At 72.1% G+C, this 25260-nt stretch carries 16 protein-coding genes; 7 read left to right on the forward strand and 9 right to left on the reverse strand.

Annotated elements, in window-relative coordinates:
* Window positions 1–658: 658 nt before the first annotated feature.
* A complete protein-coding gene (locus FOF48_RS11245) occupies window positions 659–2248 on the forward strand; it encodes an MBL fold metallo-hydrolase (protein WP_143900785.1) in 1590 nt (529 codons plus the stop codon).
* A 40-nt stretch (window positions 2249–2288) separates the two neighbouring features.
* Here FOF48_RS11245 and FOF48_RS11250 read toward each other — a convergent pair whose 3' ends face one another.
* Window positions 2289–4688 (reverse strand): M20/M25/M40 family metallo-hydrolase, encoded by a 2400-nt coding sequence (locus FOF48_RS11250; protein ID WP_143900787.1) that lies wholly within the window; start codon window positions 4686–4688, stop codon window positions 2289–2291.
* A 247-nt stretch (window positions 4689–4935) separates the two neighbouring features.
* A complete protein-coding gene (locus FOF48_RS11255) occupies window positions 4936–6612 on the reverse strand; it encodes a protease pro-enzyme activation domain-containing protein (RefSeq protein WP_161664584.1) in 1677 nt (558 codons plus the stop codon).
* A 92-nt stretch (window positions 6613–6704) separates the two neighbouring features.
* Between FOF48_RS11255 and FOF48_RS11260 the strand changes: the two genes are divergently transcribed.
* From FOF48_RS11260 to FOF48_RS11275, 4 genes are read left to right on the forward strand one after another with little or no spacing between them, the layout of a single operon-like run.
* Window positions 6705–8885 (forward strand): TOMM precursor leader peptide-binding protein, encoded by a 2181-nt coding sequence (locus FOF48_RS11260; protein WP_143900791.1) that lies wholly within the window; start codon window positions 6705–6707, stop codon window positions 8883–8885.
* An 8-nt stretch (window positions 8886–8893) separates the two neighbouring features.
* Entirely contained in the window at window positions 8894–10846 is a 1953-nt protein-coding gene (locus FOF48_RS11265; RefSeq protein ID WP_143900793.1) for a radical SAM protein, read from the forward strand.
* A 3-nt stretch (window positions 10847–10849) separates the two neighbouring features.
* The gene (locus FOF48_RS11270; protein ID WP_143900795.1) at window positions 10850–12007 is read left to right on the forward strand and encodes an amidohydrolase family protein; all 1158 of its coding nucleotides are present in this window, start codon (window positions 10850–10852) and stop codon (window positions 12005–12007) included.
* A gap of 10 nt (window positions 12008–12017) precedes the next feature.
* A complete protein-coding gene (locus FOF48_RS11275; RefSeq protein ID WP_143900797.1) occupies window positions 12018–13403 on the forward strand; it encodes a SagB family peptide dehydrogenase in 1386 nt (461 codons plus the stop codon).
* A 41-nt stretch (window positions 13404–13444) separates the two neighbouring features.
* On the opposite strand, the gene FOF48_RS11280 is transcribed toward FOF48_RS11275, so the two are convergent.
* From FOF48_RS11280 to cysD, 6 genes are all read right to left on the reverse strand, one after another.
* Window positions 13445–13864, reverse strand: a complete 420-nt coding sequence (locus FOF48_RS11280) for a BMA_0021/BMA_0022 family TOMM bacteriocin (RefSeq protein WP_143900799.1) — start codon at window positions 13862–13864, stop codon at window positions 13445–13447.
* Window position 13865: 1 nt separating this feature from the next.
* Window positions 13866–17957, reverse strand: coding sequence for a TOMM system kinase/cyclase fusion protein (locus FOF48_RS11285; protein ID WP_255442067.1), 4092 nt, complete (start codon window positions 17955–17957; stop codon window positions 13866–13868).
* Between the two features lie 8 nt (window positions 17958–17965).
* On the reverse strand, window positions 17966–19756 hold the full coding sequence (locus tag FOF48_RS11290; protein WP_143902100.1) for an FHA domain-containing protein: 1791 nt from the start codon (window positions 19754–19756) through the stop codon (window positions 17966–17968).
* Between the two features lie 141 nt (window positions 19757–19897).
* Complete coding sequence (gene cysC, locus FOF48_RS11295) at window positions 19898–20458, reverse strand: adenylyl-sulfate kinase (RefSeq protein WP_143900803.1); 561 nt, start codon at window positions 20456–20458, stop codon at window positions 19898–19900.
* 12 nt (window positions 20459–20470) lie between these two features.
* Window positions 20471–21736, reverse strand: a complete 1266-nt coding sequence (locus tag FOF48_RS11300; RefSeq protein ID WP_143900805.1) for a sulfate adenylyltransferase subunit 1 — start codon at window positions 21734–21736, stop codon at window positions 20471–20473.
* Window positions 21736–22641, reverse strand: coding sequence for a sulfate adenylyltransferase subunit CysD (gene cysD / locus FOF48_RS11305; protein WP_221938228.1), 906 nt, complete (start codon window positions 22639–22641; stop codon window positions 21736–21738). Before cysD ends, FOF48_RS11300 begins: the two co-directional genes overlap by 1 nt.
* 225 nt (window positions 22642–22866) lie before the next feature.
* Here cysD and FOF48_RS11310 point away from each other — a divergent pair, with 225 nt between their 5' ends.
* Together FOF48_RS11310 and FOF48_RS11315 are read left to right on the forward strand one after the other, a co-directional pair.
* Window positions 22867–23637, forward strand: coding sequence for a thioesterase II family protein (locus FOF48_RS11310; RefSeq protein ID WP_143900809.1), 771 nt, complete (start codon window positions 22867–22869; stop codon window positions 23635–23637).
* Window positions 23638–23710: 73 nt separating this feature from the next.
* Window positions 23711–24463 (forward strand): hypothetical protein, encoded by a 753-nt coding sequence (locus FOF48_RS11315; RefSeq protein ID WP_143900811.1) that lies wholly within the window; start codon window positions 23711–23713, stop codon window positions 24461–24463.
* Between the two features lie 4 nt (window positions 24464–24467).
* Here FOF48_RS11315 and FOF48_RS11320 read toward each other — a convergent pair whose 3' ends face one another.
* Entirely contained in the window at window positions 24468–25250 is a 783-nt protein-coding gene (locus FOF48_RS11320; protein ID WP_186001869.1) for a 4'-phosphopantetheinyl transferase superfamily protein, read from the reverse strand.
* Window positions 25251–25260: the final 10 nt, after the last annotated feature.

Here is a 25260-nt window from a genome sequence, read left to right on the forward strand (position 1 = left end):
CGGGGACACTGGAGACAGGGGGGAGCGATGTCATGAACGCTGGGAAGCGGGTGTGCTTCGGGTTGGTGGTGATGGGCTCCTCATTGGCACCGGGCGCGCGGGCGCGGCGGAGCTGGGGGGCCCGGTCCCTCGCGGGAGTCCTCCAGTGGGCCTTCCCGCTCACCGGGCCGAATGAGGAGTTCGGAAAGGTCGTCAGCGCCCGGGATGGAGGGACGCCGTGGCTCGACACTCCGGGCGCTGGCGCTCGCCCACGATGATGCCCAGGGCCGAAGCTCCCCGAGGGTCGACGCTGCGCTGGCGAGCCGCCGCTCCGCCTGGACACCCAGCGAGGGCGAGGGTGGCAGAAGGCACGCGAAAACGAGAATATGCAGCCTTGCTGGTGATTATGCCGAGGACGCCACAATCCATGAACCATTGACTTCAGTGCCATCAGCCATGGAGCGGCTCCTCCGGCAGGGCGTTCAACACCGCCCAGCCGGAGGATGAAGAAAGACCGGCCATCCCAGAACGTCAGCACCTTGAAGTCAGCGCGGGATTCATCAAAATGGGCGCGATGCGCATGCTTCCGGAGTTCCCCGGATGCCTGCCTGCCTCCATCGGCAGCCCCATTTCCTCCGCCCGGGTCGAACCTCTCCGGGCACCCCTCGCGAGACCCTCCATGCTCGACCGCCCGATGTACCTGAAGCCCGATGTCGCCATCGAGCCGCTGTTCAACCAGTGGTACGTCTGGTGGTACCTCATCTCCCCCGCCACCGCGCCGCTGTTCGTGTCCCGACTGCACCTGAAGCTGATGCAGTCGTTCGTCGCGAACCCGGACGTGCACGTCGCCGCGCTCCAGAACCCGGCGCTGATGGGTGGCCCCTTCATCAACCACCCCGTCTCGCGCGTGGGCGACGTGAAGGCGCTCCTCGACCGCACCACCCGCGACCACGCGGACATGCTGGCCTACACCAAGGCCGTATCGGACCTGGAGCAGCTGCTCGCCAGCTCCAAGGGTGAGTCGCTGGAGCCGCTGTACGCCAAGGTGCCGGACCTGCTCCGCGGCTACGTGGAGCTCAACTACGACCTCGCCCACCGAGCCAACGCCCGCATCATGGAGCCGCTGCTCTACCGCAGCAGCCTCTACAAGGAGTCGTCGCAGAGCATCTCGCTGATGCGCGTCTCCGGGGACGCGCGCAAGTACGTCTTCAGCACGCCTCGCCTGGAGGGCGACTCGCCCCTGTGGCTCCAGGTGCCCTTCCGGCACGAAGGCATCGACGCCCTCTTCCGCATGCGCCACACCCCGGGCAGCCCCGGGCAGGTCGCGGAGATGCTCGGGGTGCCCTCGTCGGCCGCGGAGGCCTTCGCGGACCTCTTCACGGAGACGGCGCCGCGCAAGCCAGAGCCGTACACCGGCCCGGGCGTGCGCGTGCGCTACTTCGGCCACGCGTGCGTGCTGATGGAGACGCGCGAGGTGTCCGTCCTCACCGACCCCGTCATCAGCTACGAGTTCCCCACGGAGCAGGGGCGCTTCACGCACGCGGACCTGCCGGAGAAGATCGACTACGTCCTCATCACCCACGGTCACGCCGACCACCTGATGATGGAGACGCTGCTGCAGCTTCGCCACCGCATCGGCACCATCGTCGTGCCCCGCGCGAACGCGTACTCGCTGGCGGATCCGTCGCTGCGGCTGGTGTTGGAGCAGACGGGCTTCCGCAACGTGGTGGAGATCGACGACCTTCAGGAGATCCGCATCCCCGGCGGTTCGCTGATGGGCATCCCCTTCATTGGAGAGCACAGCGACCTGGCCGTGCAGGCGAAGACGGCGCACCTGGTGCGTCTGGCCGGCCGGTCCCTGCTGATGGCCGCGGACTCCAACGCGCTGGAGCCGCGCCTGTACCAGCACCTCACGCAGTTGGTGGGCCCGCTGGATGCGCTCTACCTGGGCATGGAGTGCGAGGGCGGCCCGATGAGCTGGATGTACGGCCCGCTGCTCAGCCAGCCGCTGCCGCGCAAGATGGACCAGTCGCGGCGGCTCAACGGCTCCGACAGCGCCCGCGCCACGGAGATCCTCAACCACCTCAAGCCGAACGAGGTGTTCATCTACGCCATGGGCCAGGAGCCCTGGCTGCGCCACGTCATGGTGCTCCAGTACGACGAGACCGCGCCCCAGATGATCGAATCGAACAAGTTCATCGACGTCTGCCGCGCCCGGAACATCCACGCGGAGCGCCCCTTCCTCCGCATGGAGCGCATCCTGGAGTGACGTGGTGGAGGTGTGACGCCCGGCGGACGACGCCGGGCCGTCAGGGGGTCGGGCCAGGAGCCACCGGGGTGGCCGCGGCCTCCAGCCGCAGCGTCCGCGTCACCCGCATCCCCTCATCCAGGCCCTCTCCGAAGGGCACGGACATGCTGGCCTCCGGCCGCGCGGGCAGCCCCCGCGTCACCGACGGAGGCACCGCGTAGGTGTGCTCCCCCACCCTCACGGTGGGATTGCCGTCCGCCGTCAGCTCCAGCTCCAGGTCGAAGCCCCCGGCGGGCGGAACCCAGTAGCGGAGGAGGACGCCCTGGGCCGCGTTGCGCGTTCGCAGCGCCTCGCCCGTGGCCTGCTGACCCGCCAGCCGCGCGGACAGGACCGCATCCCCCGGCAGCACCTGCACGTCCACGAAGGCCGCGTCCGGATGGGCGGCGGTAATGCGGAGCGACACCTTCCGGCGCCCTCCTTCCAGGGGCTCCACCCGCGAGTCGACCGTGGGGCCCCGAGGCGCGTCCTCCAGCGCGGGCGCGGGCGCGGTCCAGAACGGCCCCTTCACCTCCGGCAACGCGTCCACGGCTTCATGCGCCGGGCCGCTTCCAAGGTACGCCCGCGTCCAGTCGTTGAGCACGGCATCCGAAGTCACCCAGCGCGCGGTCCGCGTGTCCGCGTCCACCAGGTACAGCAGGCCCGTGGGGCGCGGGTGCTCCGCGTCGAAGCGCTGGCCGACGGCCAGCGACCCCAGCAGCCCCAGGCCCACCAGCGCCGCGCCCCCCGACGCCCACGGCAATCCCCTGCCCCAAAGCCAGACCCAGCCGGGCGCCAGCAGCGAGATGCCGAGCACCAACAGGTCGGAGGGCACCGCGGCCCGCTCCAGCGGGAGCACCGTGAAGAAGGTGGCGAGCACGGACGGCAGCAACAGCAGGAGCGGCAGCGCCGCCAATCCCCACAGCGGCACATGCCACGGGGTGAGCGGCTCCGGCCCACGGCCTCCCAGCCACAGCAGCAGCAGGACCATGCCCGCGAGCGGCCAGAGGAACAGCCCGCTCGCGCCCGGCAGCACGATGCTCACGAGGACGCAGATCACCGCCCACGGCACGCAGCCGCCCGCGGCCACCTCCAGGACCGGCGCCCGCCGCCGGATGAACAGCACGACGCCCATCACCGCCATCACCAACAGCACCACCGCCAGGACGAACCGCGCGTTGTCCTGCGTCTCCGAACGGTTGACCGCGCGGAACGCGGGCTGGAGCGCGCGCAGCAGGGGCCACGCGACCCGCGCGAGGCTGCTGGCCAGGAAGCCCACGAACACGAGCAGCAGCGCCTCCCGCACCACGGCCCACAGGCGCAGCTGCTTGCGCTGACGGGCCCGGATGACCGCGAACACGAACAGCAGTCCCCAGAACGCCGCCAGGGGGACGGCCCACGCTCTCGGGTAGTGGACGCGCACCGGCCCGGCATTGAAGTAGATGAGCTCTTCGCCCTCCGGAACGGACGCCTCGCGGGAGATGCGCCGGGTGAGCGCGAGCAGCGTGTCGCCCTGCTGCTGGAGGAGCCCGTCGGACACCGCGTCCACGGTCTCCCGCCGCGTGTGATAGGCCTGCGTCCCCTCCACGTTGGCGAAGTTCAGCCCCTGCCAGCCTCCCTGTCTCAGCGCCGTGAAGTCCGTGGCGTTGTGCATGCGCTGGTAGACCGCCGTGAAGAGCGAACCGGCGCCGACGTCCGGGGCCTCCTCGGCGAGCCTGCGCACGAGCCAGCCACCGCCCGGAGAGACCTCGAACATCAGGAGCGGCCCCGCGTCGCCGCGCGCATCCACGTTGAGGACCACGCCCGTCTCGCGGGCCCAGGGGTGGGAGGCCGCGAAGGCGGTGCTGCCCAGCAGGTGCTGCTCCTCCGCGTCCGTGAAGAGGACCACCACGTCGCCAGCGAGCGCGGGCCCCTGCTGGAGCGCCCGCGCCACCTCCAGGATGGACGCGACGGCGGCCCCGTTGTCGGACGCCCCCGGGCCCGTGGGCACGGAGTCGTAATGGGCCACGACCATCACGGTCGTGCCCTTCGCCCCCTCCTTCGCCCGCAGCCGCCCCACGACGTTCTCCACGGTCGCGGCGGGCCGGGGCACGCCCTGCGCGGGTGCGAAGACGGGCTCGCGCTGGAGCTGGACCTCCGCGCCTGCGTCCCGCAGGCGGGCTTGCAGATAGTCCCGCACCTCCGCGTGGCGCGGCGTTCCAATGGCGTGGGGGCCGGCGCCAATGAAGCGCAGGTGCTCCCGGGCGCGTGCGGCGGAGAAGCGCTCCGCCGGAGCGGTGGCGGTCAGCGGCTCCGGCAGCGGGCTTCCGCGAAGGACGAGCAGGAGCACGCCCAGGCCCAGCACCGCGGTCCCAAGCCGCGCCACCCAAGCCGCGCGGTGAGAGGCACTTCGTTCCAGGGCCGCGGTCGCGGCGGTGTCGCTCATGGTTCAGTCCTTCAGGCGCCATCCCTTCAGCAGGGGGCGCGGGTGTTCGCGGATCACCGCCGGGGTCCCCGCCGCGCCAACGCACGCACCACCGGGGGCACCGCTCCCAGCGGACCGAAGGACCGCGGAGTCCCCGACGGAGGGGGGCCATCACGCGGCCACTCTACGTCACCCCGGATTCCGCGGACACGCCACTGTCACGCGACGGGGGCCGGGCGGCGCGGGCCCCGGCGGGTGCTCGAAGTCTTCAGTGCTTGCGGCGCTGGAGCTTGCGCAGCCCCTTGAGCAGCGCCTCTCCATCCGGCGAGCCCAGGCCGGTGCACGCGTTCCACAGCGCGTCCTCGCGGGCGAAGTACGCGCCGTTGCCGCCGTGGGTGATGCGGCGGACGACGGGCTCGCCCTCCGCGACGAGCGCGTACAGCCGGGGATGGAGGAAACCCACGCGCTGGCCCAGGGACTCGTTGAGGAGGACGACGAGCGAGGCCCACATGGGCGCGGCGGCGCTGGTGCCCGCGGCGACGCCCTTCTGCCCCTTGAAGTAGATTTGGTAACCGGTGTGGAGGTCGGCGTTGGCCGCGACGTCCGGCACGCCTCGGCCCGACGTGGACGAAACGAACTCGAACACCCCGCTCGTCCATGACGTCATCACCTGGTGCGGCACGTTCATCCCGCGCTGGTAGGGAGGCAGCGCGTTCATGGCGCTGACCCCGCCGCTGCTCGCGCCCGCGGACGCGGAGGCCCCCAGCGCGCCCATCGACATGACCTCCCCCAGCCGGTTCCACACCCGCTCGTGGAGGATGGCGTCCCCGGCGGCCTGAAGCGTCGTGCCGCCGCAGCCCAGCACCAGCGCGCTCGCGGCCGGGTAGCTCGTCGCGGCCAGGGTGATGGCCCGCGTGGGAGAGCCGCCCGGCACGGGCACCTGCGAGCCCAGGTCCCCGGAGGCCGCGCACACGGTGATGCCCAGCAGCGCCGCCTCGCGGAAGAGCCGCTCGAAGGCCGCTTCATCGCCCTGCTGGATGAGCGAGCCTTCGTAGAAGGACCAGCTGGTGGTGAGCACCGACGGCAGGTTCTCCCGGTCGCTGATCGCCATGGCCAGGACGCGGTGGTAGTCGGTCAGCGAGTAGTCCTTCGAGCCCGCGTTGTAGACGACCACGCGCGCCTTCGGACACAGCGCGGACACCAGCTCCACGTCCAGGGTGACTTCCGCGTTGGAGGCCGTGCTCAAGGTCGGCTTGTTGGGCCCCACCGTCACCGGGGGCTCGCGCTCCACACCCATCCACGCGAGGTACGCGTCCAGGTCTTCGGGGCGATATCCGCCCGTCAGCTCGATGACGCCCACGCACTGGCCAGCGCCCTGCGTCGCGGGATAGCGGTACATGCGCGCCACGTCCGGCGGTGGGTAGGAGCGCAGACCGGCCTGCGCCGCCGCCTCCACCGGCACGGGCAGCGCCGACATGCTGTGCGTGACGAGCGGACGCGTGTCCAGGCCGAACACCCACTCCACCACGCCGTGCAAGGAGCGCGGGAGCTCGACGGGCTTCGTGTGGCTCAGGTAGGACGCGTCGCCGTGCCGGTAGCGCCACAGGTCCACGCCGAAGGCCTTCCGGACCGCGGCCGCGTCCCCCTCGAGGCGCACGAGGCATCGGTCGCGCTGGACGGACGCGACGCGCAGGGCGTGGGACTTCGCGAAGCGCTGGAGGGTGGCCAGGTCCTTCGAGGACATGCCGTACTTCGCCTCGAACTCCTCGTGGGTGAGCGCGCGGCGCGGAGGATCCACGCACAGCTGCTCCACCGTGGGCAGGGGCGAGCCGTGGCGCACCACCAGCGTCACCTCCACGAGGCCGGTGGCACCGCGGCGCCGGAGCGGCGGGTGCATGGACTCCGGAGACACACGCGCGCTCGTCGACAGGGAGATGCGGGCCATGCGCGGCGTTCTACCACGCGCGTCCGTGCCCCCTTCGCGGCGGCCGATCATATCCACCGGCACGGGGCCCGGGTAGGCTCGCCCGCCTGCCCATGGACCGAGTCCTCCGCCTCAAGCCCCACCTGCGTGCCGAGGTGATCGACTCGCGGCGCGTCTTCCTCGTCGGGGAGCGCGCCCAGTTCCTGCTGGAGGGCGAGCTGCACGCGAGCATCGTGCCCCTGCTGGATGGCCAGCGCTCCGTGGCGCAGGTCATCTCCACCCTGGTGGGACGGGCCTCCGCCCCGGAGGTGCTCTACGCGCTGTCGCTCCTGGAGGAGCGCGGACACGTGGAGGAGGCGCACGACGTCTTCGACGCCGGGGTCGCCGGCTTCTGGGAGTCCCTGGGCCTGGACGCGGCGGTCGCGGCCGGGCGGCTCCTGGACACGGCCGTCGCGGTGCGCGCCGTGGAAGGCGAGGACGGAGCGCGGCTGGAGGATGCGCTCGCGGACGCGGGCCTGGACGTGCGCGAGGACGCGGACCGCCACGTGCTGCTGGTGGACGACTACCTGTCACCCGAGGCGGAGGTGCTCGCCCGCGAGGCCCGGCACGCGGGCGCCGCGTTCCTGCCCGTGAAGGTGTCCGGCACGGCGTGCCATGCGGGGCCCGTCGTCGGGCCTGGGGATGGCGCCTGCTGGGCGTGCCTCACCGCGCGGCTGCTGGACAACCGCCCCATCGAGAAATACCTCGCGCGGCGCGGGAGCCCGGCCCGCCCGCCCCGCACGGGCCTGCCCACCACCGCGCAGGCGGGACTCTCTTTCGCCGCGACGCTCGTGGCCCGCTGGGTGGTGAGCGGGACGACCGGCGTGGACTTCTCGCGGCTGTGGACGCTCGACTTCTCCACCTGGAAGCTGGAGCCGCACGCGGTGAGTCGGCGCCCGCAGTGCCCGGAGTGCGGCGACCCGGCCTGGCTGGACGCGCGCGCGAAGCAGCCGCTGGTGCTGGCCTCGCGCCCCAAGCGCTTCACGGACGACGGCGGCCACCGCATCCTCACGCCCGAGGAGACCTGGGAGCGGCACCGTCACCTGATCAGCCCCGTGACAGGCGTGGTGAGCGACCTGCGCGCGGTGCCGGGCGACGCGCCCCTGGGCCACATCCAGTCCGCCGTCTTCCGCGTGTGCCCGTGGACGGACGCGCCCGCCTCCGACGACTTCCACCGCGTGGCCAGCGGCAAGGGCCGCACGGAGGCCCAGGCCCGCGCGGGCGCGCTGTGCGAGGCCCTGGAGCGCCACAGCGCCGTGTTCCAGGGCGACGAGCCCCGCGTCCACGCCACCGCCTCCTCCCTGGGCCCGCGCGCCGTGCACCCGGACGCGCTCCAGCACTTCAGCCCCGCGCAGCTCCAGGCCAGGACCGAAGGCGGCGCGCGCCGCGACGCGCGCACGGCGGTGCCCCAGCCCTACGCGGATCAACCCATGGACTGGAGCCCCGCGTGGTCGCTCACGCATGGCGAGCGCAAGTACGTGCCCACGTCGTTCGCGTACCTCTTCGCGCCCGCGCCCCCGGGCGGCCCGTTCTGCCTCTTCAACTCCAACGGGAACGCCGCGGGCAACTGCGTGGAGGAGGCCATCCTCCAGGGCTTCCTGGAGCTGGTGGAGCGCGATGCGGTGGCGCTCTGGTGGTACAACCGCCTGCGCCGCCCCCGGGTGGACCTGCACGGCTTCGGCGATCCGTGGTTCACCTCCGTGGAGGCGCACTACCAATCGCTGGGCCTGCGCTCATGGGTGCTCGACCTCACGCACGACCTGGGCATCCCGGTGTTCGTCGCGCTCGTCTGGTCGCCGGAGCGCGGCCGGGCCTGGGCCGGGTGCGGCAGTCACTTCGACGCGAAGCTCGCCGTGCAGCGCGCGCTCACGGAGGTGGCCCAGTGCTACGACCCGAAGGACACGTCCCCGTCGCCCTGGGACACCGGCGCGCACGAGGACCCCTCCTGGCTCTTCCCGGAGGAGACGGCCGCCGCGCGAGGCGCCGCGGACTTCCCGCGCGTGTGGCACGGCGACCTGCGGGACGACGTGGCCGAGTGCGTGGCGCGGGCCGCGCGCGTGGGCCTGGAAACGCTGGTGGTGGAACAATCCCGGCCGGACGTAGGCGTCTCGGCGGTGAAGGTCGTCGTCCCGGGCCTGCGGCACTTCTGGCCCCGGCTGGGTCCCGGGCGGCTGTATGACGTCCCCGTGCGGATGGGGTGGCTCTCGGCCCCGCTGACCGAAGCGCAGCTCAACCCCGTGCCGTTCTCTTTCTGAACCGGTCCATGGCCCCGTCCTCCCCCGTCCAGCCGCGCGTCCTGCTCGTCCAGTGTGGACCGGACCGGCGCCACGTGGACCGCGAGACGGAGGACTTCGATCCCGAGCGCGGACTCGTGAAGCGCGCGACCATGACGCCGCTGGCCTGCGCGACGCTCGCGGCGCTCACGCCCGCCCCCTTCAGCGTGGACATCTGGGACGAGGAGCTGCACGGGCAGATCCGCGCGGACACGGTGCTCCCCGACTACGACATCGTCGGCGTGTCGGTGATGTACTCCGCGCTCACGTACCAGGCGCGCTTCCTGGGCGGCTTCTTCCGCGACCAGGGCGCCACGGTGGTCGCGGGCGGCCCCGCCGTCTCCGCGGCGCCGGAGGACTACCGGGGCTTCTTCGACGCCCTCTTCGTCAACGAAGCCGAGCGGACCTGGCCGCGCTTCCTCGCCGACTACCTCCAGGGCGAGTACGCGCCCGAGTACCGGCAGATCGACAAGCCGGCGATGAGCGAGAGCCCCATGCCGCGCTGGGACGCCGTCGCGGCGGACTTCCCGCGCTACGCCTGGGGCTCCGTGCAGACCACGCGGGGCTGTCCGTTCGACTGCGCGTTCTGCGACGTCATCTACCTCTACGGCCGCAAGCAGCGGCACAAGCCCGTGGACCGGGTGCTGGAGGAGGTGCGCGGCCACGCGGCGCTGGGGGCGGAGGGCGTCTTCTTCGCGGACGACGAGTTCATCGGCGACGCGGCGTACGCGAAGGAGGTGCTCGCGGGGCTGGTGCCGCTCAACCGCGCCCTGCCCCGCCCGCTGCGCTTCTTCACCCAGGTGACGATGAACCTGAGCCGCGACGCCGCGCTGCTGGAAGGGATGGCGGACGCCAACTTCTACACCGTCGTGCTGGGCATCGAGTCCTTCGACCCCGCCGCGCTCAAGGAAGCGCAGAAGCATCAGAACGTGCGCGCGGACCTGATGGGCGACCTGCTGCGCATTCAAGCCCACGGCGTCGGGCCCCGGGGCAGCTTCATCGTCGGGTTCGACCACGACACGCCGGCCGTCTTCGACTCGCTGCACGCCAACATCCAGCGCGCCCACCTGCCGTGGGTGGTGGTCGCGCCCCTCCAGGCTCCGCGCGGCACGAAGCTGTGGACGCGGCTGCGCGCGGAGGGCCGCCTCGCCACGCCCCGCAAGGCGCACGCGAAGGATCGAGGGGCCATCGTGCTCAACGTGATGCCCCTGGGCATGACGCGGCCCCAGCTGCTCGAGGGCTTCCGCGACCTGGTGGAGCGGCTGTCCACGTGGGACGCGGCCTGTGAGCGCATCCGGGCGTTCATCGCCGGCATCGAGCGCCCACCGCGCGTGCGGGAGCCCGAGTGGCCGGAGCCCGTCACCGACCGCTTCCTGCGCGAGGCCACCGCCTCGTGGGCCCTGACGCCCGGGGAGCGGACGGCCATCGGCGACACGCTCTCGGGCATCCGCCGCGCCGCGCCCGCGATGCTGCCGCGCGCGGTGTTCTTCCTCGCGCGCAACCAGAACGAGCGCCGCCGGCACGAACGCCTCTTCACGGACTTCGACGCCGTGCTGGCCCTGGAGCGCCAGGGCGACCTCGTCCCGGACACGCAGCCCGTGTACGTGCCGGCCCCCTTCGCCACCGCGCTGCGCGACGTGTTCCCGGACCTCTACGTGCGCCTGAGCCGCGACCTGCCCGACCGCCGCGACGTCCCCGAGGCCTCGCGAGACGTCCTGGTGGACTTCGTCGCCCGCTGGGGCGAGGGCTTCCAGGCGCTCCAGCCGCAGCACCACGAGTTCCTGCGCGAGCTGTGCGACCGCGCCGTGGAGGCCCGCGGAGGACACCCGGGCGCCCTGGAGTCCGGGGAGGAGCAGGCCCTGCGCACCCAGGCGCGCCGCACCGGCCTGCTGGAAGCGCTGCTCAAGGACGTGCGCGACGAGCTCGCGAGCTGGGGACCCTGACGCATGCGCGACGGCCTTCGCATCTTCGACGCGGACCGGCACGTCCTGGAGCCCCTGGGCCTCTGGGCGGAACAGCTGGAGCCCGCGCTGCGCAAGCACGCGCCCCGGCCCGGACGCCTCCCGGACGAACCCCTCCAGGCGCGGCTGGAGCGGCTGGGCGCCCTGGGCCTGGTGCCCGTGCAGCCGCTCCCGGAGGTCCACGGCAAGCCGCTGTGGAACCACATGCCGGAGCGCGCGTGGGTGGAGTTCTCCGCGCGCGCGTACGCGCAGCTGGGCCGCAACGAGCTGCTCCAGCGGCCCGACGTGTACCTGGCCCAGATGGACCGCGACGGCGTGGACATGGCGGCCCTCTTCCCCACCCATGCCCTGCTGCTGGAGGGCTTGTGGCCCCTGAAGCCGTCCGTGGCCACCGCGTTCGCGTCCGTCTACAACACCTGGCTGCACGGCTTCTGCGCGCACCAGCCGGAGCGCCTGCGGGGCGTGGGGCTCATCAGCCGGCACGAACCGGAGGCCATGGTGGCGGAGGCGCGCCGGGTGGCGGGCTTCGGCTGGCGCGCGGTGATGGTGCGCCCCAACCCCATCGGCGGCCGGCTCCTGTCCGACGCCGCCTACGAGCCCTTCTGGGCGGAGTGCGAGGCCCGCTCCCTCGCCGTCGTGCTGCACGGCAGCGGCCATGTCTACGTGCCCTCCGCGGGCGCGGACCGCTTCGACACCCGCTTCGCCAACCACGCCTGCGCCCACCCCATGGAGCTGATGATGGGGCTGCTCGCGCTCCTCCAGGGAGGCGTGCTGGAGCGCCACCCCGCGCTGCGCATCGGCGCGATGGAGGCCGGCTGCGGCTGGCTGCCGTACTGGGCCTGGCGTCTGGACGAGGAGTACCGGGCGGTGGGCGCGGAGGTCGCCGCCACCGTCCGGCAGCCGCCATCCGCCTACCTGCGCCGCCACTGCTTCGTCTCCGTGGAGCCGGATGAACCCTACCTGCCTGACGTGGTGCGGCACCTCCCCGAGGAGCGGCTGCTCTTCGGAAGCGACTTCCCGCATCTGGACCACGGAGAGGATGTGCTGGGTTCCCTGCTGTCATTGCGTGACGCAATGACCGAAAGTCGTCTACGAAAGGTTCTCTGGGAAAACCCGACCCGGTTCTACGGTGTGGAACCGTGAGGCCGCTCGCATGAGATTGTCGCTCGCCGAAGGCGTGGCGCTGCGTTGCCCCGACGCGGAGGACGCGCGCGTGGAGGGCCCTGGCCGCTCGCTGCGGCTGGGCCCGCTGGCCCCGGGTGTGCGCGCCGTCTTCGAGTCGCTCGCGGACGGGGGCATCCACGAGTCGGAGGTGCCGACCACCGCGGGCTCGGACACGACGCTCGCGTGGTACTGGCTGGACCTGGCCAGCGACGGCGGCCTCCTGTCGTGGACGGTGGAGGAGCGGGGCAACCTGTTGCTGACGTTGACGCCGGCCTCCGCGTCCTTCCTGCGCCACCGCGCGACCTTCGACGCGACGGTGCCGCTGCAGCTGTCGCGCTTCGCGCACACGCGCATGGCGGAGGGCCGCGCGGTGCTGGACTGCCCCACCGTGCACGCCACCGCGGCGGTGCATGACCGGCGCGTGGTGTCGCTGCTGTTCGACATGGCCCGCCCCACGCTGCTGGCGCGGCTCAACCAGTTCAACACCGGCATCGAGTCCTTCACGCTCCGGGAGCTGGTGCGGCTGCTGGCGGAGACGGGCATCCTGGTGCCGGACGGCCTGGACGTGCCGGCGTCGGAGGAGACGCTCACCGCCCTGCGCCAGTGGGAGCCGCACGACCTGCTCTTCCACCTGCGCTCGCGGGGCTGGGGCCACCAGACGCGCGCGGGGGCCACCTACCGCTTCCGGGGCGAGCTGCCCAACCCGCCCGCCCTCAAGCCGCCGGTGACCCAGGAGGCGGTGGAGCTGTACCGCCCGGACGTGGAGGCCTTGCGCGCCGGGGACCGCACCTTCACCGAGGTGCTGGAGGCCCGCCGCAGCCTGAGGGGCCGGGGCGCGTCCCCGCTCACGGTGCGCCAGCTGGGGGAGCTGCTCTTCCGCGCCGCGCGCGTGCGCGACGTGCGCACCACGCAGGACGGAGAGGTGACGGACCGGCCCTACCCGGGCGCGGGCGCGGTGTACGCGCTGGAGCTGTACCCGCTCGTCGGCGAGTGCCAGGGGCTGGCGCCGGGCGCCTACCACTACGATCCGCTGGGCCACCGGCTGGAGCGGCTGTGCGGCCCCACGCCGGAGTTCCACGCGCTGCTGGACGAGGCCCGCGCGCCGGTGGAGCCCTTCGAGCGGCCGGAGGTGCTGATGGTGGTGGCCGCGCGCGTGCCCCGGCTCGCCTGGAAGTACGAGACGCTGGCGTACGCCCTGGTGCTGCAGGACACCGGAGCCCTGGTGCAGACGCTCTACCTGGTGTCCACCGCGCTGGGCCTGAGGCCCTACGCGCTGGGGCGCAGCGACCCGGACTTCTTCCAGCGCGTGGCGGGCGTGGACGGCTTCGGGGAGGCCTCCGTGGGCGCCTTCGCGGTGTCGGGGGGAGACCCGTAGGCCTCATCCCCCGGACCCCACCGGGCCTCACGGGAAGGCGGTCAGCAGCAGGGGCTGCCGCAGCAGTGCGAACGGTTGTACGTGTCCGTGAGGCTGGAGAGGGCGACGGCGTGGTCCGCCACGTTGGCCGGCTTCTTGGGCAGGGGCAGCTCCACCTCCGCGCTGTGAAGCAGCCAGTCGGAGGCCTTGGCCGTGTCCTGCGCGGTGGCGGGGACGACCTTCAGGTGGATGCCCGCGGGCAGCTCGAAGTCGAAGCGCTGCTTGAGGGCGTGGCGCGGGTCCTCCTGGAGGGCCTTCTCGAACGCGGGCTCCTTCCACGCGAGCGCGACGGCGCGCATCCACACGGCCTGCCAGTCATTCACCGTGGCCTGGGCCCCCGCCTTGCGCGGGAGCTTGCGCGCCACGGGACGGGCCCTGGCCGGCGCGGGCACGGCCTTCGACTCCGGCTTCTTCTTGCTCATGTCAGCAATCTCCTCCCAGCGCCGCCAGCAGCGCCCGGGCCTCCGAGACGGGCGGGGTCGCCAGCCCCTCGGTGAAGGTACTGTAGACCGTTTGCAACCGCAGCCGGGCTTCTTCCTGCCGCCCCGTCGCCTGGAGCACCCGCGCCAGCGCGGTGACGGCCTGGAGCTCGCGCATCCGGGCCCCCTGCGCCTGGGCCCCCTCCGCCGCCTGCCGGAAGCACGCCTCCCCGGCGGGGGCCGTGGGCCCGTCACGCCGCAGCAACACCTGGCCCTTGACGCGCAGCAGCTTCGACTCGTGATAGCCCTCGCCCAGGGCCTGGGCCCGCTGCCGGCCGCGCTCCACCGTGTCGAGCGCCGCGTCCACATGGCCCAGCTCCAGCTCCAGCTCCGCGAGGATGGCGTAGTAGGCCGGCTGGTCCATCTCCGTGCCGAAGGCCTCCCGCATGGCCACGCCCCGCCGCGTCGCCTCCAGGTCCTTCACCGCCCACCCCCGCAGGATGCCCACATAGGCGGACTGCTCCAGCAGGCCATGGCGGTGCGACAGCTCCGCGTGCTGGTGGATGAGCTGAAGCGCCTCCGTCCGGTCGCCGTGCTCCTGGGCCATCAGCAGCAGGTAGATGAACGACAGGCCAATGCTGGTGCCGTGGTTCAGCTCCCGGCCCCACGCCACCGCGGCCTCGCCGTGCGCCTTCGCCTGGTCCGCGAAGCCCAGCAGCCACAGCCCCCGGCACAGCACGGACTCGCCGCCCACCCGGGTGTCCTGCCCGTAGAGGATGCGGTGCATCCGGTGCGCCACCGGGTCGAACAGCGACAGGCACCGCTCCGCCCTCGCCTTCGCCTCGCCCAGCCGGCCCTCGAGCAGTTCGATGTTGGACAGGATGGTGAGCGCCACCGCCTCCTGCCCCGTGTCGCCGGTGCGGCGCGCCAGCTCCACCAGCCGGTCGAGCAGGCCGCGCACCCGGCGCTGGTCTCCCCCCAGGTGGTAGTAGATGGAGAGGATCCACAGGGTCGGGGCCGCGTACGGGCTCTCCCCCACCGTGAGGAGCAGCTCCAGCGAGCGCTCGGCCACGGTGCGCAGCTCCTGCGAGCGCCAGCCCTGCGTGGACATCAGCGCCGGCGCGAGCACGCCGTTGAGGCTCAGCTCCAGCTGCGCGCGCTCCAGCGGGTCCTCGATGGCCTCCAGCCAGGACAGGCCCAGCCGCGCGAACAGGATGGCCTCCACGTAGGCGGAGCGCACCAGCGCGTTGAAGGCGGCCTTCTGCGCGTAGCCGATGGCCTTGCGCTTGAGGTTCGCGGACGACAGGTGGTGCGCGAGCAGATCCGGCCGCGACTCCACGACGTCCGGGAAGTGCGCCTCCAGCGCCTCCGCTGTCTTCGCGTGCATCTGCTGGCGGTACCGCTTGAGCATGGAGTCGTAGGCCGCGTCGCGCACCAGCGCGTGCTTGAAGAGGTACACGGGCCCCTTCGGCCGGCGCTTGCGGTGCAGCAGCCCCGCCCCCACCAGCCGCTCCAGGTCCGCCTCCAGCGCCTCGGGCGTGAGGGGGCTCACGTGGCGCAGCAGCTCGTGCGTCAGCTCGCGCCCCAGCACGGACGCCACCTGCGCGGTCTCCTTGCCGCGGCCCAGCCGGTCCAACCTTGCGACGAGCAGGTCGCGCAAGGTGCCCGGCACCGCGGGGCCCGCCTTGCCGGCCTCCAGCGCGAAGCGGCCCTCGCGCTCCACCAGCGCGCCGGACTCGCGAAGCGAGCGGACCAGCTCCTCGACGAACAGGGGGATGCCGTCCGTGCGCGAGGCGATCTCCTCCAGCGCCTCGGGAGACAGCGGGCCTCCCGCGGCGGCGGTGGCCAGCCGCTCCACCTCGCCGCGCGCGAGGGCCCCCAGCCCCACCTGCGTCACCGAGGACGCGGGCCACGGCGGCTCGAACTCCGGCCGCGCGCTGAACACCGCGAGCAGGCGCGACGAGGACACCTCCGCCACCAGCTCCTTGAGCAGCTCCAGCGTGGACGGGTCCGCCCAGTGCAGATCCTCCAGCGCCAGCACCACCGGCTGGCGCTCCGCCAACGCGGCGAGGAACGCCAGCAGCGCGTGGCGCGTGAGCTCCCGGTGCTTCAGCGGTGACACGTCCAGCGGAGCCCAGCGCTCCGGCGGCAGCGGCAGCGACAGCAGCGGCGCGAACAGCGGCAGCGTCTCCGCCAGGTCGAAGCTGTAGCCGGAAAGCAGCGCCTCCAGTCCCTTCAGCCGGCCTTCGGGCGGCAGGTCGCGGTGGGGGTCCAGCATCCGCGTGAGCAGATCCACCACGGGGAAGTACGCCTGACTGGAGCTGTCCGCCGTGCAGCGCGCCTCCAGCCACGTGTGCGGCTCCACGCCCAGCCGGTCGCCCAGCTCGCGGGTGAGGCGCGACTTGCCGATGCCCGGCTCACCGGACACGAGCACCGCCTGCCCCTGCCCGGCGCGCACCTGCTCCCAGCGCGCCAGCAGCAGCTCCAGCTCCCGCGCGCGGCCCACCAGGGACAGCGCGTCGTCCTCGCCGCTCCACGTGGCGTCCGCGCCCTGGAGCACGAACGTCTCCAGGCCGGGCGGCAGCAGCTCGTCGGGGGATGTGGGGACCGGCTCCAGCGGGAAGTGCTTGCGCACCAGCTGCTGCGTGTCCCCGGTGACGAGGATGGCGCCCGAGGGCGCGGAGGTGGACAGGCGGAAGGCCAGCTTGGGCGTGGTGCCCACCACGAAGCCCAGCCCGGACAGCGTCGGGTCCCGCTGTTCGCGCGACACCACGAGCCCGGTGTGCAGGCCCACGCGGATCTCCACCCGCGTGCCGTGCTCGGACTCGATGGCGCGGCCCCGGCGGCGCACCTCGGCCACCATGTCCAGCGCCGCCTGCGCGGCCCGCCGCGCGTCGTCCTCCCGCGCCGCCGGGTAGCCGAAGTAGAAGAGGACGATGTCGCCCAGGGCGCTGGCGATGTGGCCGTTGTAGCGCCGGGCGATTTCAATGCAGACCTCCTGCTGGGCGCCCAGCACGTGGTCCAGCTCCTCGATGTCCACCGGGCCCGGCGCCGTCTGGGTGGCGGACAGCGTGCAGCACACCACCGTCAACTGCCGGCGCTCGCCCTCCGCCCACCTCCGGCCACGCGTGGACAGGGCGTTGGGCGTGCGGCTGGACAGCTCCACCGTCGCCGTCTCCGCGTTGGGCGCCGCGGGCTGGATGCGCACGGGCGTGGGCCGGCGCGGCAGGTTGGAGACGTCCACCGCCTCCAGCTGGCGCAGCAGCACCTCCGCGGTCACGGTGCGCTGCGAAGGATCCTTGGCGGTGACGCGCTGGAGCAGCTTGCCCAGCGGGTGCGCGGCGATGACCGGGGGAACGGGCACCGGCTCCGCGGAGAGCTGCTGGAAGATGACCTCCGCGACGGTGGCGCCCTCGAAGACGCGCCGGCCGGTGAGGCACTCCAGGAACACCAGGCCCCAGGCGTACAGGTCCGAGCGCGGCGTGGGCGCCTGCCCGCGCAGCTGCTCCGGCGCCGCGTACGACGGCGTGCCCAGCGATTCGTTGGTGGAGGTGATGCGCGGCTGCGCATCCGCGCGCGCCAGCTCCTCCGTCACCGACCCGATGCCGAAGTCCAGCACCAGCGCGTTGCGGCGCGCGCCCGTGGGCACCACCATGACGTTCGCGGGCTTCAGGTCGCGGTGCACCACGTTCTGCGCGTGCGCGCACGCCAGCGCGTCCAGCAGCTGGAGCATCAGGTGGCGCGCCTCCACCGGATCCAGCACGCCCTCCTCCGCGAGCACCTGCGCCAGGTTCCTGCCCGGGACGAACTCGAAGATGGAGTAGACGGCGCCGCCCTGCGCGCGCCCGGAGTCGATGAGGCGCACGATGTTCGGGTGGTGCATCTGCGCGCACAGCTTCATCTCGCGCTCGAACCGCGCGCTCCTGCGCTCCACCGACTCCGGCGTCGCGCCCTCCGTCAGCCGCAAGAGCTTCACCGCGACGCTCTGGCCGGTGGTCACCTGCCGGGCCTTGTAGACGCGGCCGAAGCCGCCCTCGCCCAGCTCGGACAGGATTTCGTAGCGGCCCTGGAAGGCGTCCAGCAGGTGGGGGTCCATGGGGTTCTTCATCGCGTTCCCGAGCCTCGCTCCATTGACGACCGTGCACCGCCCCGCCGGGGCAGCGTGATGACGAACTCCGTGAACTCGCCCGGCACCGACTCCATGCGGAAGGTGCCCTGATGGCCCTGGACGATGATGTCATGGCTGAGCGACAGCCCCAGCCCCGTCCCCTGCCCGGGCGGCTTCGTGGTGAAGAACGGGTCGAAGATTCTGCCCGCGCTCTCCGTGGGGATGCCGGGACCGTTGTCCCGCAGCCGCACTTCCACCTGATCCAAACGCGCCAGGGTGCGCACCTTGAGCACCGGCACGTACGCGGCGCCCTGTGCCTGTCGCTTCTGACGCATGGCGTAGAGCGCGTTGTCCACGATGTTGATGATGACGCGGCCGACCTCCGCGCGGATGAGCTCCAGGCGTCCGACGTCCGGGGCGTACTCCGCGTCCAGACGCACCGGCAGGGGCTCGCCGCGCATGCCGCCCTGGCCCAGGGCGACGCTCTCCGCGACCAGGGTGTTGAGGTCCACCTCCTCGCGCGGGCCGGGCGCGCGGCGCGCGTGCTGGAGCATGCCCTGGATGAGCGCGTCCGCGCGGCGGCCGTGCTCGTATATCTTCTGGACGTTGGTGCGCAGGCACGCGAGCGCCTCGTCCACGTCGCGCGCGGAGGCCGGCGTCAGCTGTCCCCGCTGCGGCTCCAGCACCCCGGCCAGGTCCTCCGTGAGGCCCACCGACAGGCCGGCGAAGTTGCTGATGAAGTTGAGCGGGTTGCGCAGCTCGTGCGCCATGCCGCCCACCATGGCCGCCAGCGAGGCCAGCTTCGCGTCCATGATGAGCTGCATCCGCTGCACCGTCTCCTCTTCGATGCGGCGATAGAGCCGGGCGTTCTCCAGCGCGAGCGCGGCCTGTCCCGCGAACGCGACGAGGAAGTCCAGGTCGTCCTCGGAGAAGCTCCGGGGCGCGGACACGTTGTCCACGTACAGCACGCCCAGCACCTCGTCGCGCGGCTTGAGCGGCACGCACATGGAGGCGCGGATGGAGCTGAAGATGACGGAGTCGGCCGCGCCCAGGCGCGGATCATTCACCGCGTCGGAGAACAGGGCCGCCACGCTGCGGCGCAGGACGAAGTCCACGATGTTCTGGCTGAAGATGGGGCCGCGCACGGCCGCGCCCTCCGCCGTCTTCGACACGCGCGGCTCCAGCTTCCCGGAGCCCTCGTCCAGGAGCAGGATGACGCCCCGGTCCACGGGGAGGATCTGGAACGCCAGGTCGAGCACCCGGCCGGGGAGCGCGTCCAGGTCGTCCGTGACGGACAGCAGCTTGGCCACCTCCTGGAGGAGGCGCATGCGCTCGCGGGCGCGCCGGGCCGCGCTGGCGGCCTCCTCGGCGGTTGGCTCCTGGCCGGACACGGCTTGCACCAGCGTCTTCAGCGGCACGCGGGTGAGCGCGCGCGTGAGCTGGGGACGGGGCTCGTCGGAGGCACCGGACGGCTCGCCAGGACGGCCGGGGGCCACCCCGGGCGGGGGGTCGCGGGTGAGCAGGAAGACGAGCTCGCCCAGGGTCAGCGTGTCGCCGGGGCGCAGCTCCTTGCGGCGGATCTGCACGCCGTTGACGAAGGTGCCGTTCTTGCTCTGCAGGTCGGTGACGATGAAGCGGCCGTCGGCGGACTCGATGCGGGCGTGTTGGCGCGACAGGCTGCGGTGCGGAATGCAGATGGCCTGATCGTCGGCGCGGCCAATGGTGATGGTCGCGTCCCCCAGGGGGTAGGTCAGCTCATCCGACTGACCGGGGTTGTAGACGAGCATCGGCACGGCGCGGACCCCCTCCAGTGTCGAAGCCTAGCCGAAAAGCCCCCGCGGCCACCCTGCCCTGCCCGCACGTCCCAGGGAGTCGTTCGCCGGGACAACGACGCATCCCGGCGCGAAGCGGAGGCCCACGGCGGTGTGCTAGGCGGCGCTCGCGGCGGGGACCAGCAGCCCCCGGTCCCGAAGCGTGTCGAGGATGCGCTCCAGCCCCGCCTCGACCGTCTCCGCGTCGGAGCGCACGATGATCTCCGGCGCTTCCGGCGGCTCGTAGGGATCCGACACGCCGGTGAAGTGGGGGATCTCCCCCGCCAGGGCCTTCTTGTAGAGCCCCTTCACGTCGCGGGCGATGAGGGCCTCCAGGCTGGCCTGGACGTAGACCTCCAGGAAGGGGATGCCGGCCTGGGTGGCCAGGGCCCGCACCTCGTCCCGGGAGCTCTTGTACGGAGAGATGGCGGCGGTGATGACGCCCACCTCGTGCCGGGCCAGCACGCGCGCCACGTAGCCGATGCGACGGACGTTCTCCTCGCGGTCCTCGCGGCTGAAGCCCAGGCCGCGGGACAGGTACGTGCGCACCTCGTCCCCGTCGAGCAGCTCCACGCGCTGCACGGGCGAGAGCTGGCGCGCCACCGCGGTGGACAGCGTGCTCTTGCCCGCGCCGGACATGCCAGTGAACCAGAGGATGAAGCCCGGACGCTGTTGCATCGCTGTCTGCTCCTACCTGTCCACCGCGGGACCGTTGATCATCCCCGCGCCCACGGTGGCGTTGGTGCTCTCGTCGATGAGGATGAAGCTGCCGGTGCTGCGGTTGCGCCGGTACTCGTCGAAGAAGAGCGGCACCGTCGTGCGCAGCGTCACCCGCCCCACTTCGTTGAGCTTCAGGCCCTGGCTCTGGTCGTCCCGGTGCAGGGTGTTGACGTCCAGCCGGTAGTGCAGCTGCTTCACCATCGCGCGCGCCATGCGGGTGGTGTGCTTGATGGCCAGCCGAGACCCGCTGTTCAGCTGCGTCTGGTCCGACAGCCAGCACACCATCGCGTCGATGTCCTGGCTCGCGACGGGAGGGTTGCCCGGGCGGCACAGCATGTCGCCGCGGCTGATATCCAGCTCCTCCTCCAGCGACACGTTCACCGACATGGGCGGGAACGCCTCCGTCAGCGGCTTGCCGGCCAGCTCCAGCGACTTGATGCGCGTGGTGAAGCCGGACGGCATCACCATCACCTCGTCGCCCGGCCGCATCACGCCGCCCAGGAGCTGCCCGGAGTACGCGCGGTAGTCGTGGAACTTCTTCGCGGACGCGGGCCGGATGACCCCCTGCACGGGGAAGCGCAGGTGGATGAGGTCGCGGTCGGACGCGATGTGCACGTTCTCCAGGTGGTGCAGGAGCGTGGGCCCCTGGTACCAGGGCATCCGCTCCGAGCGCGTCACCACGTTGTCCCCGCCCAGCGCGGAGATGGGGATGAACGACAGGTCCGTCACGTCCAGCTTCATGGAGAACTGGCGGAACTCCTCGCGGATGCGCTCGAAGACGCTCGCGTCGAAGTCCACCAGGTCCATCTTGTTCACGCACAGCACCAGGTGCGGCACGCGCAGCAGCGACGCGATGAAGGCATGCCGGCGCGTCTGCTCCAGCACGCCCTTGCGCGCGTCCACCAGGATGAGCGCCAGGTCCGCCGTGGACGCGCCCGTCACCATGTTGCGCGTGTACTGCAGGTGCCCGGGCGTGTCCGCGATGATGAACTTGCGCTTCACCGTGGAGAAGTAGCGGTACGCCACGTCGATGGTGATGCCCTGCTCGCGCTCGGCCTTGAGCCCGTCCAGCAGCAGCGCCAGGTTGACGTACTCGTCGCCCCGCGCGTGGCTGGTGCGCTCCACCGCGGCGAGCTGGTCCTCGAGGATGGACTTCGTGTCGAACAACAGCCGCCCGATGAGGGTGCTCTTGCCGTCATCCACGGAGCCCGCGGTCGCGAATCTCAGCAGTTCCACTAGAAGTATCCCTCGCGCTTGCGGTCTTCCATCGCCGTCTCACTGAACTTGTCGTCCGCGCGGCTCGCGCCGCGCTCGGTGACGCGGGACGCCTGCACCTCCGCGATGACCTGCTCCACCGTGGACGCGGTGGACTCCACGCAGGCGGTGCACGTCATGTCGCCCACCGTGCGGAAGCGCACCGTCTCCGTCGTCACCTGCTCCCCGGGCAGCATGGGCAGGAAGGGCGACCAGGCCATCAACATCCCGTCGCGCCGGAACACCTCGCGCCGGTGCGTGTAGTAGATGGACGGCAGCGCCACGTTCTCCCGGCCGATGTACTGCCAGATGTCCAGCTCGGTCCAGTTGGACAGCGGGAAGACCCGCAGGTGTTCGCCCCGGCGGTGGCGGCCGTTGTAGAGCGCCCACAGCTCCGGCCGCTGGTTCTTCGGATCCCACTGGCCGAACTCGTCGCGGAAGGAATACACGCGCTCCTTGGCGCGGGCCTTCTCCTCGTCGCGGCGGGCGCCACCGAAGACGGCGTTGAAGCCGTTCTTCTCGATGGCCTCCAACAGCGGCTGCGTCTGAAGGCGGTTGCGCGAAGCGCGGGGGCCGCGCTCCTCCGTCACCTTCCCCGCGTCGATGGACTCCTGGACCGACGCGACGATGAGCCGCGCGCCCAGCTCCGCCACCCGTTCGTCGCGATACTGGAGGACCTCCGGGAAGTTGTGCCCCGTATCCACGTGCATCAGCGGAAACGGCAGCGGCGCGGGCCAGAAGGCCTTCACCGCCAGGTGCAACATCACCGCGGAGTCCTTCCCACCCGAGAAGAGCAGCACCGGCCGATCCAGCTCCGCCGCGACTTCCCGGATGATGAAGATGGACTCGGCTTCCAGCGCCTCAAGATGTGAAAGCTCGTAGCTCACGGCCAAGCAAGGTACCACAACCGTCCCTCCACCCAACCGTGGCTGTGAAAGTTTCCGTGAGACACGCCAGATGAGACATGCGGGGGCCGGTGATGAAACACGACGGCCCGACCTGACGGGGTGGACGCCTTCACGGGGCCGCACTCCGGGTGGGTGGCGCGGGGGCTCGCGCAGTGTGCGGGAAGGCGTTCCGCCCCGACGGCACATGGTATAGACGGCCGCGTCATGGCAAGCGCTTCCACTCCTGTCCTGGATCGTTGGTTTCCGTCCCGCAAGCCGCAGCCCGAGCCTCGGCTGCGCCTGTTCTGCCTGCCGTTCGCCGGCGGGAGCGCGGCCATCTACACGCCCTGGAGCATGGCGCTGCCCACGGGCGTGGAGCTGTGCGCGGTGCAGCTGCCCGGCCGCGAGCGGCGCCTGATGGAGCCGGCGCTCAAGTCGCTGCCGGAGCTGATGGCGGTGCTGATGCCGGCGCTGACGCCGCTGATGGACCGGCCCTTCGCGCTGTTCGGCTACAGCATGGGGGCGCGCATCGGCCTGGAGGTGGCGCGGACGCTGAAGCGCCAGGGCGGGCCCCAGCCCCTGGGCTTCATCGCGGCGGCGGCGCCCCCGCCGGCGCACAACGAGCGGGAGGCCATCCACAAGCTGGACGACCCGGGCTTCATCGCGAAGCTGCGCGACTACGACGGCACGCCGGAGGAGGTCCTTCAACACAAGGAGCTGCTGGAGCTCATCCTCCCCACGCTGCGCGCGGACTTCGCGCTGGCCTGGTCCGAGGACGGCAAGGACGCGGTCCCCCTGGACATCCCGCTGTCCGTGTACGCGGGCAAGGGGGACAAGCACGTGGGCCTGGACACGATGGAGCACTGGCGCGCGGAGTCCACCGCCGACGTGCGCATCCGCCACTTCGAGGGGGGCCACTTCTTCATCCGCACGCACGGGCCGCCGGTGCTGGCCGCCGTGCGCGAGGACCTGACGCGCTGGATGACGACCCCCTAGGCCTCCGCGGAGGACGGGCCCTTCGCCCTCCGGCCGCTCGCGCGTGAAGCCGGGCCGGCGGATACTTCCGCGCATGGCTCAGCACCGCATCCATGCCGGGACGGACATCGCGTGCGTGGGAATCTGGGACGCGGGGCTCCCCCCTTCGGAGCGCCCCCTCTCGGACAAGATGCTGGACGCGAGCGCGGCGCGCGGAGAGCTGCTCGCCATCCACACCAGCGCGGACGGCGGCTACCTCCTCCAGGTCCACGTCGACGAGCCGTTCGTTCCGCCGGCCTCGCCGCCGTTCGAGACGCTCGGACGCGAGTTCGGGCTCCACCTGGGGTCGGGAAGCGCGCTGGCGGGTGGGTGCGAGGACTTTCGCAGTCCCCGCCCCCAGATCACGTCCGCGGATGACCGGTTCCAGGTCGAGCCGTCCTGGTATCGCGTCCGGGTCCACCTCAACCGGATGGAGTCGGACGAGGACGAGCAGCGCGCCCATGAGGAAGCCGCGCGGGCCCTGACCGAGGAGGAGCTCGCGCGGTACCGCTCGCAGGGGAAGGCCCTCCGCACCAACGCCCTCATCACCGGGGCGGCGGTCGCCACCGTCGTGGCCACCGTGCTCTTGCGAGGCGGGCTCGTCCTCGGCGCGGCCGCCGCGCTCATCGCCGCCGCGACGGGCTGGAGGCGCCTGCGCGTCAAGCGGGAGGGATACGACGCGCTCCACGTGCGCTACCAGCGCGCCCTCGATGCGGCCACCCCGCCGGACATCGTCCTGGAGTTGTACCGCGCCGAGGGTCCCCTTCCAGGGGGCAGCGTGGCGCTGGACGACGCGACCTTCACCTGATCCGCTAGGCCGTCACGATGCGCGGGGGCGCGTCACCGGAGAGCGGCACGGTGTGCTGCCAGCGCACCGTGAGCGCCCCACCGCGGGGCCTGCGGAAGGCCACCGCTGCCTGGTGACGGGCGGACGGCCGGTGCTGCATGAACTGCCACACGTCCGGCAGGTCCTGCATCCGAGGGTCGAAGCTGATGCGCGGCATCTGCCCCGGCACCAGGTCGAAGGCGAATTGATCCAGCGGCAGCGACAGGCCCGCGCCCCTCGCCTTGATGTAGGCCTCCTTCAGGGTCCAGTACTCGAAGAAGCGCTCGCGCTGGCGCTCCTTCGGCAGGGAGCGCAGCGCCTGCACCTCCGCGCGCGCGAAGTAGTGGTCGGCGATCTCCACGCTCTCCCCGGGGCGCTCCGCGTCCTCGATGTCCGCGCCCAGGTCCACGTCCCGGCCCACCGCGACCAGCGCCATGCCGTCGGTGTGGCTCAGGTTGAAGCGCAGCCACTGCCCCTCCGGACCGGCGATGGCCGGGCGCCCGTATTCGTTGGGGACGAAGCGCCACGCCTCTGGCGCGACGGGCGCGTAGCGAGACAGGGTCAGCCGCACCAGCGCGTGCGACACCAGGTACTGACGCTGGTGGCGCTCGAAGTGGAAGCGCCGCTGCCGCTCGCGCTCGCCACCGTCCAGCAGGGCCTTGTAGGCCTCCAGCAGGCGCGGGTCGTCGATGCGCTCGGGCTCGACGAGCCACACGTGGACCTCGTCGGAACCCAGGGCCAGGGGCGAGAAGGAAGAGGACACCGTCATGCCGCGCAGG

The sequence above is a fragment of the Corallococcus sp. Z5C101001 genome (assembly GCF_007352635.1).
GTDB lineage: Bacteria > Myxococcota > Myxococcia > Myxococcales > Myxococcaceae > Corallococcus > Corallococcus silvisoli.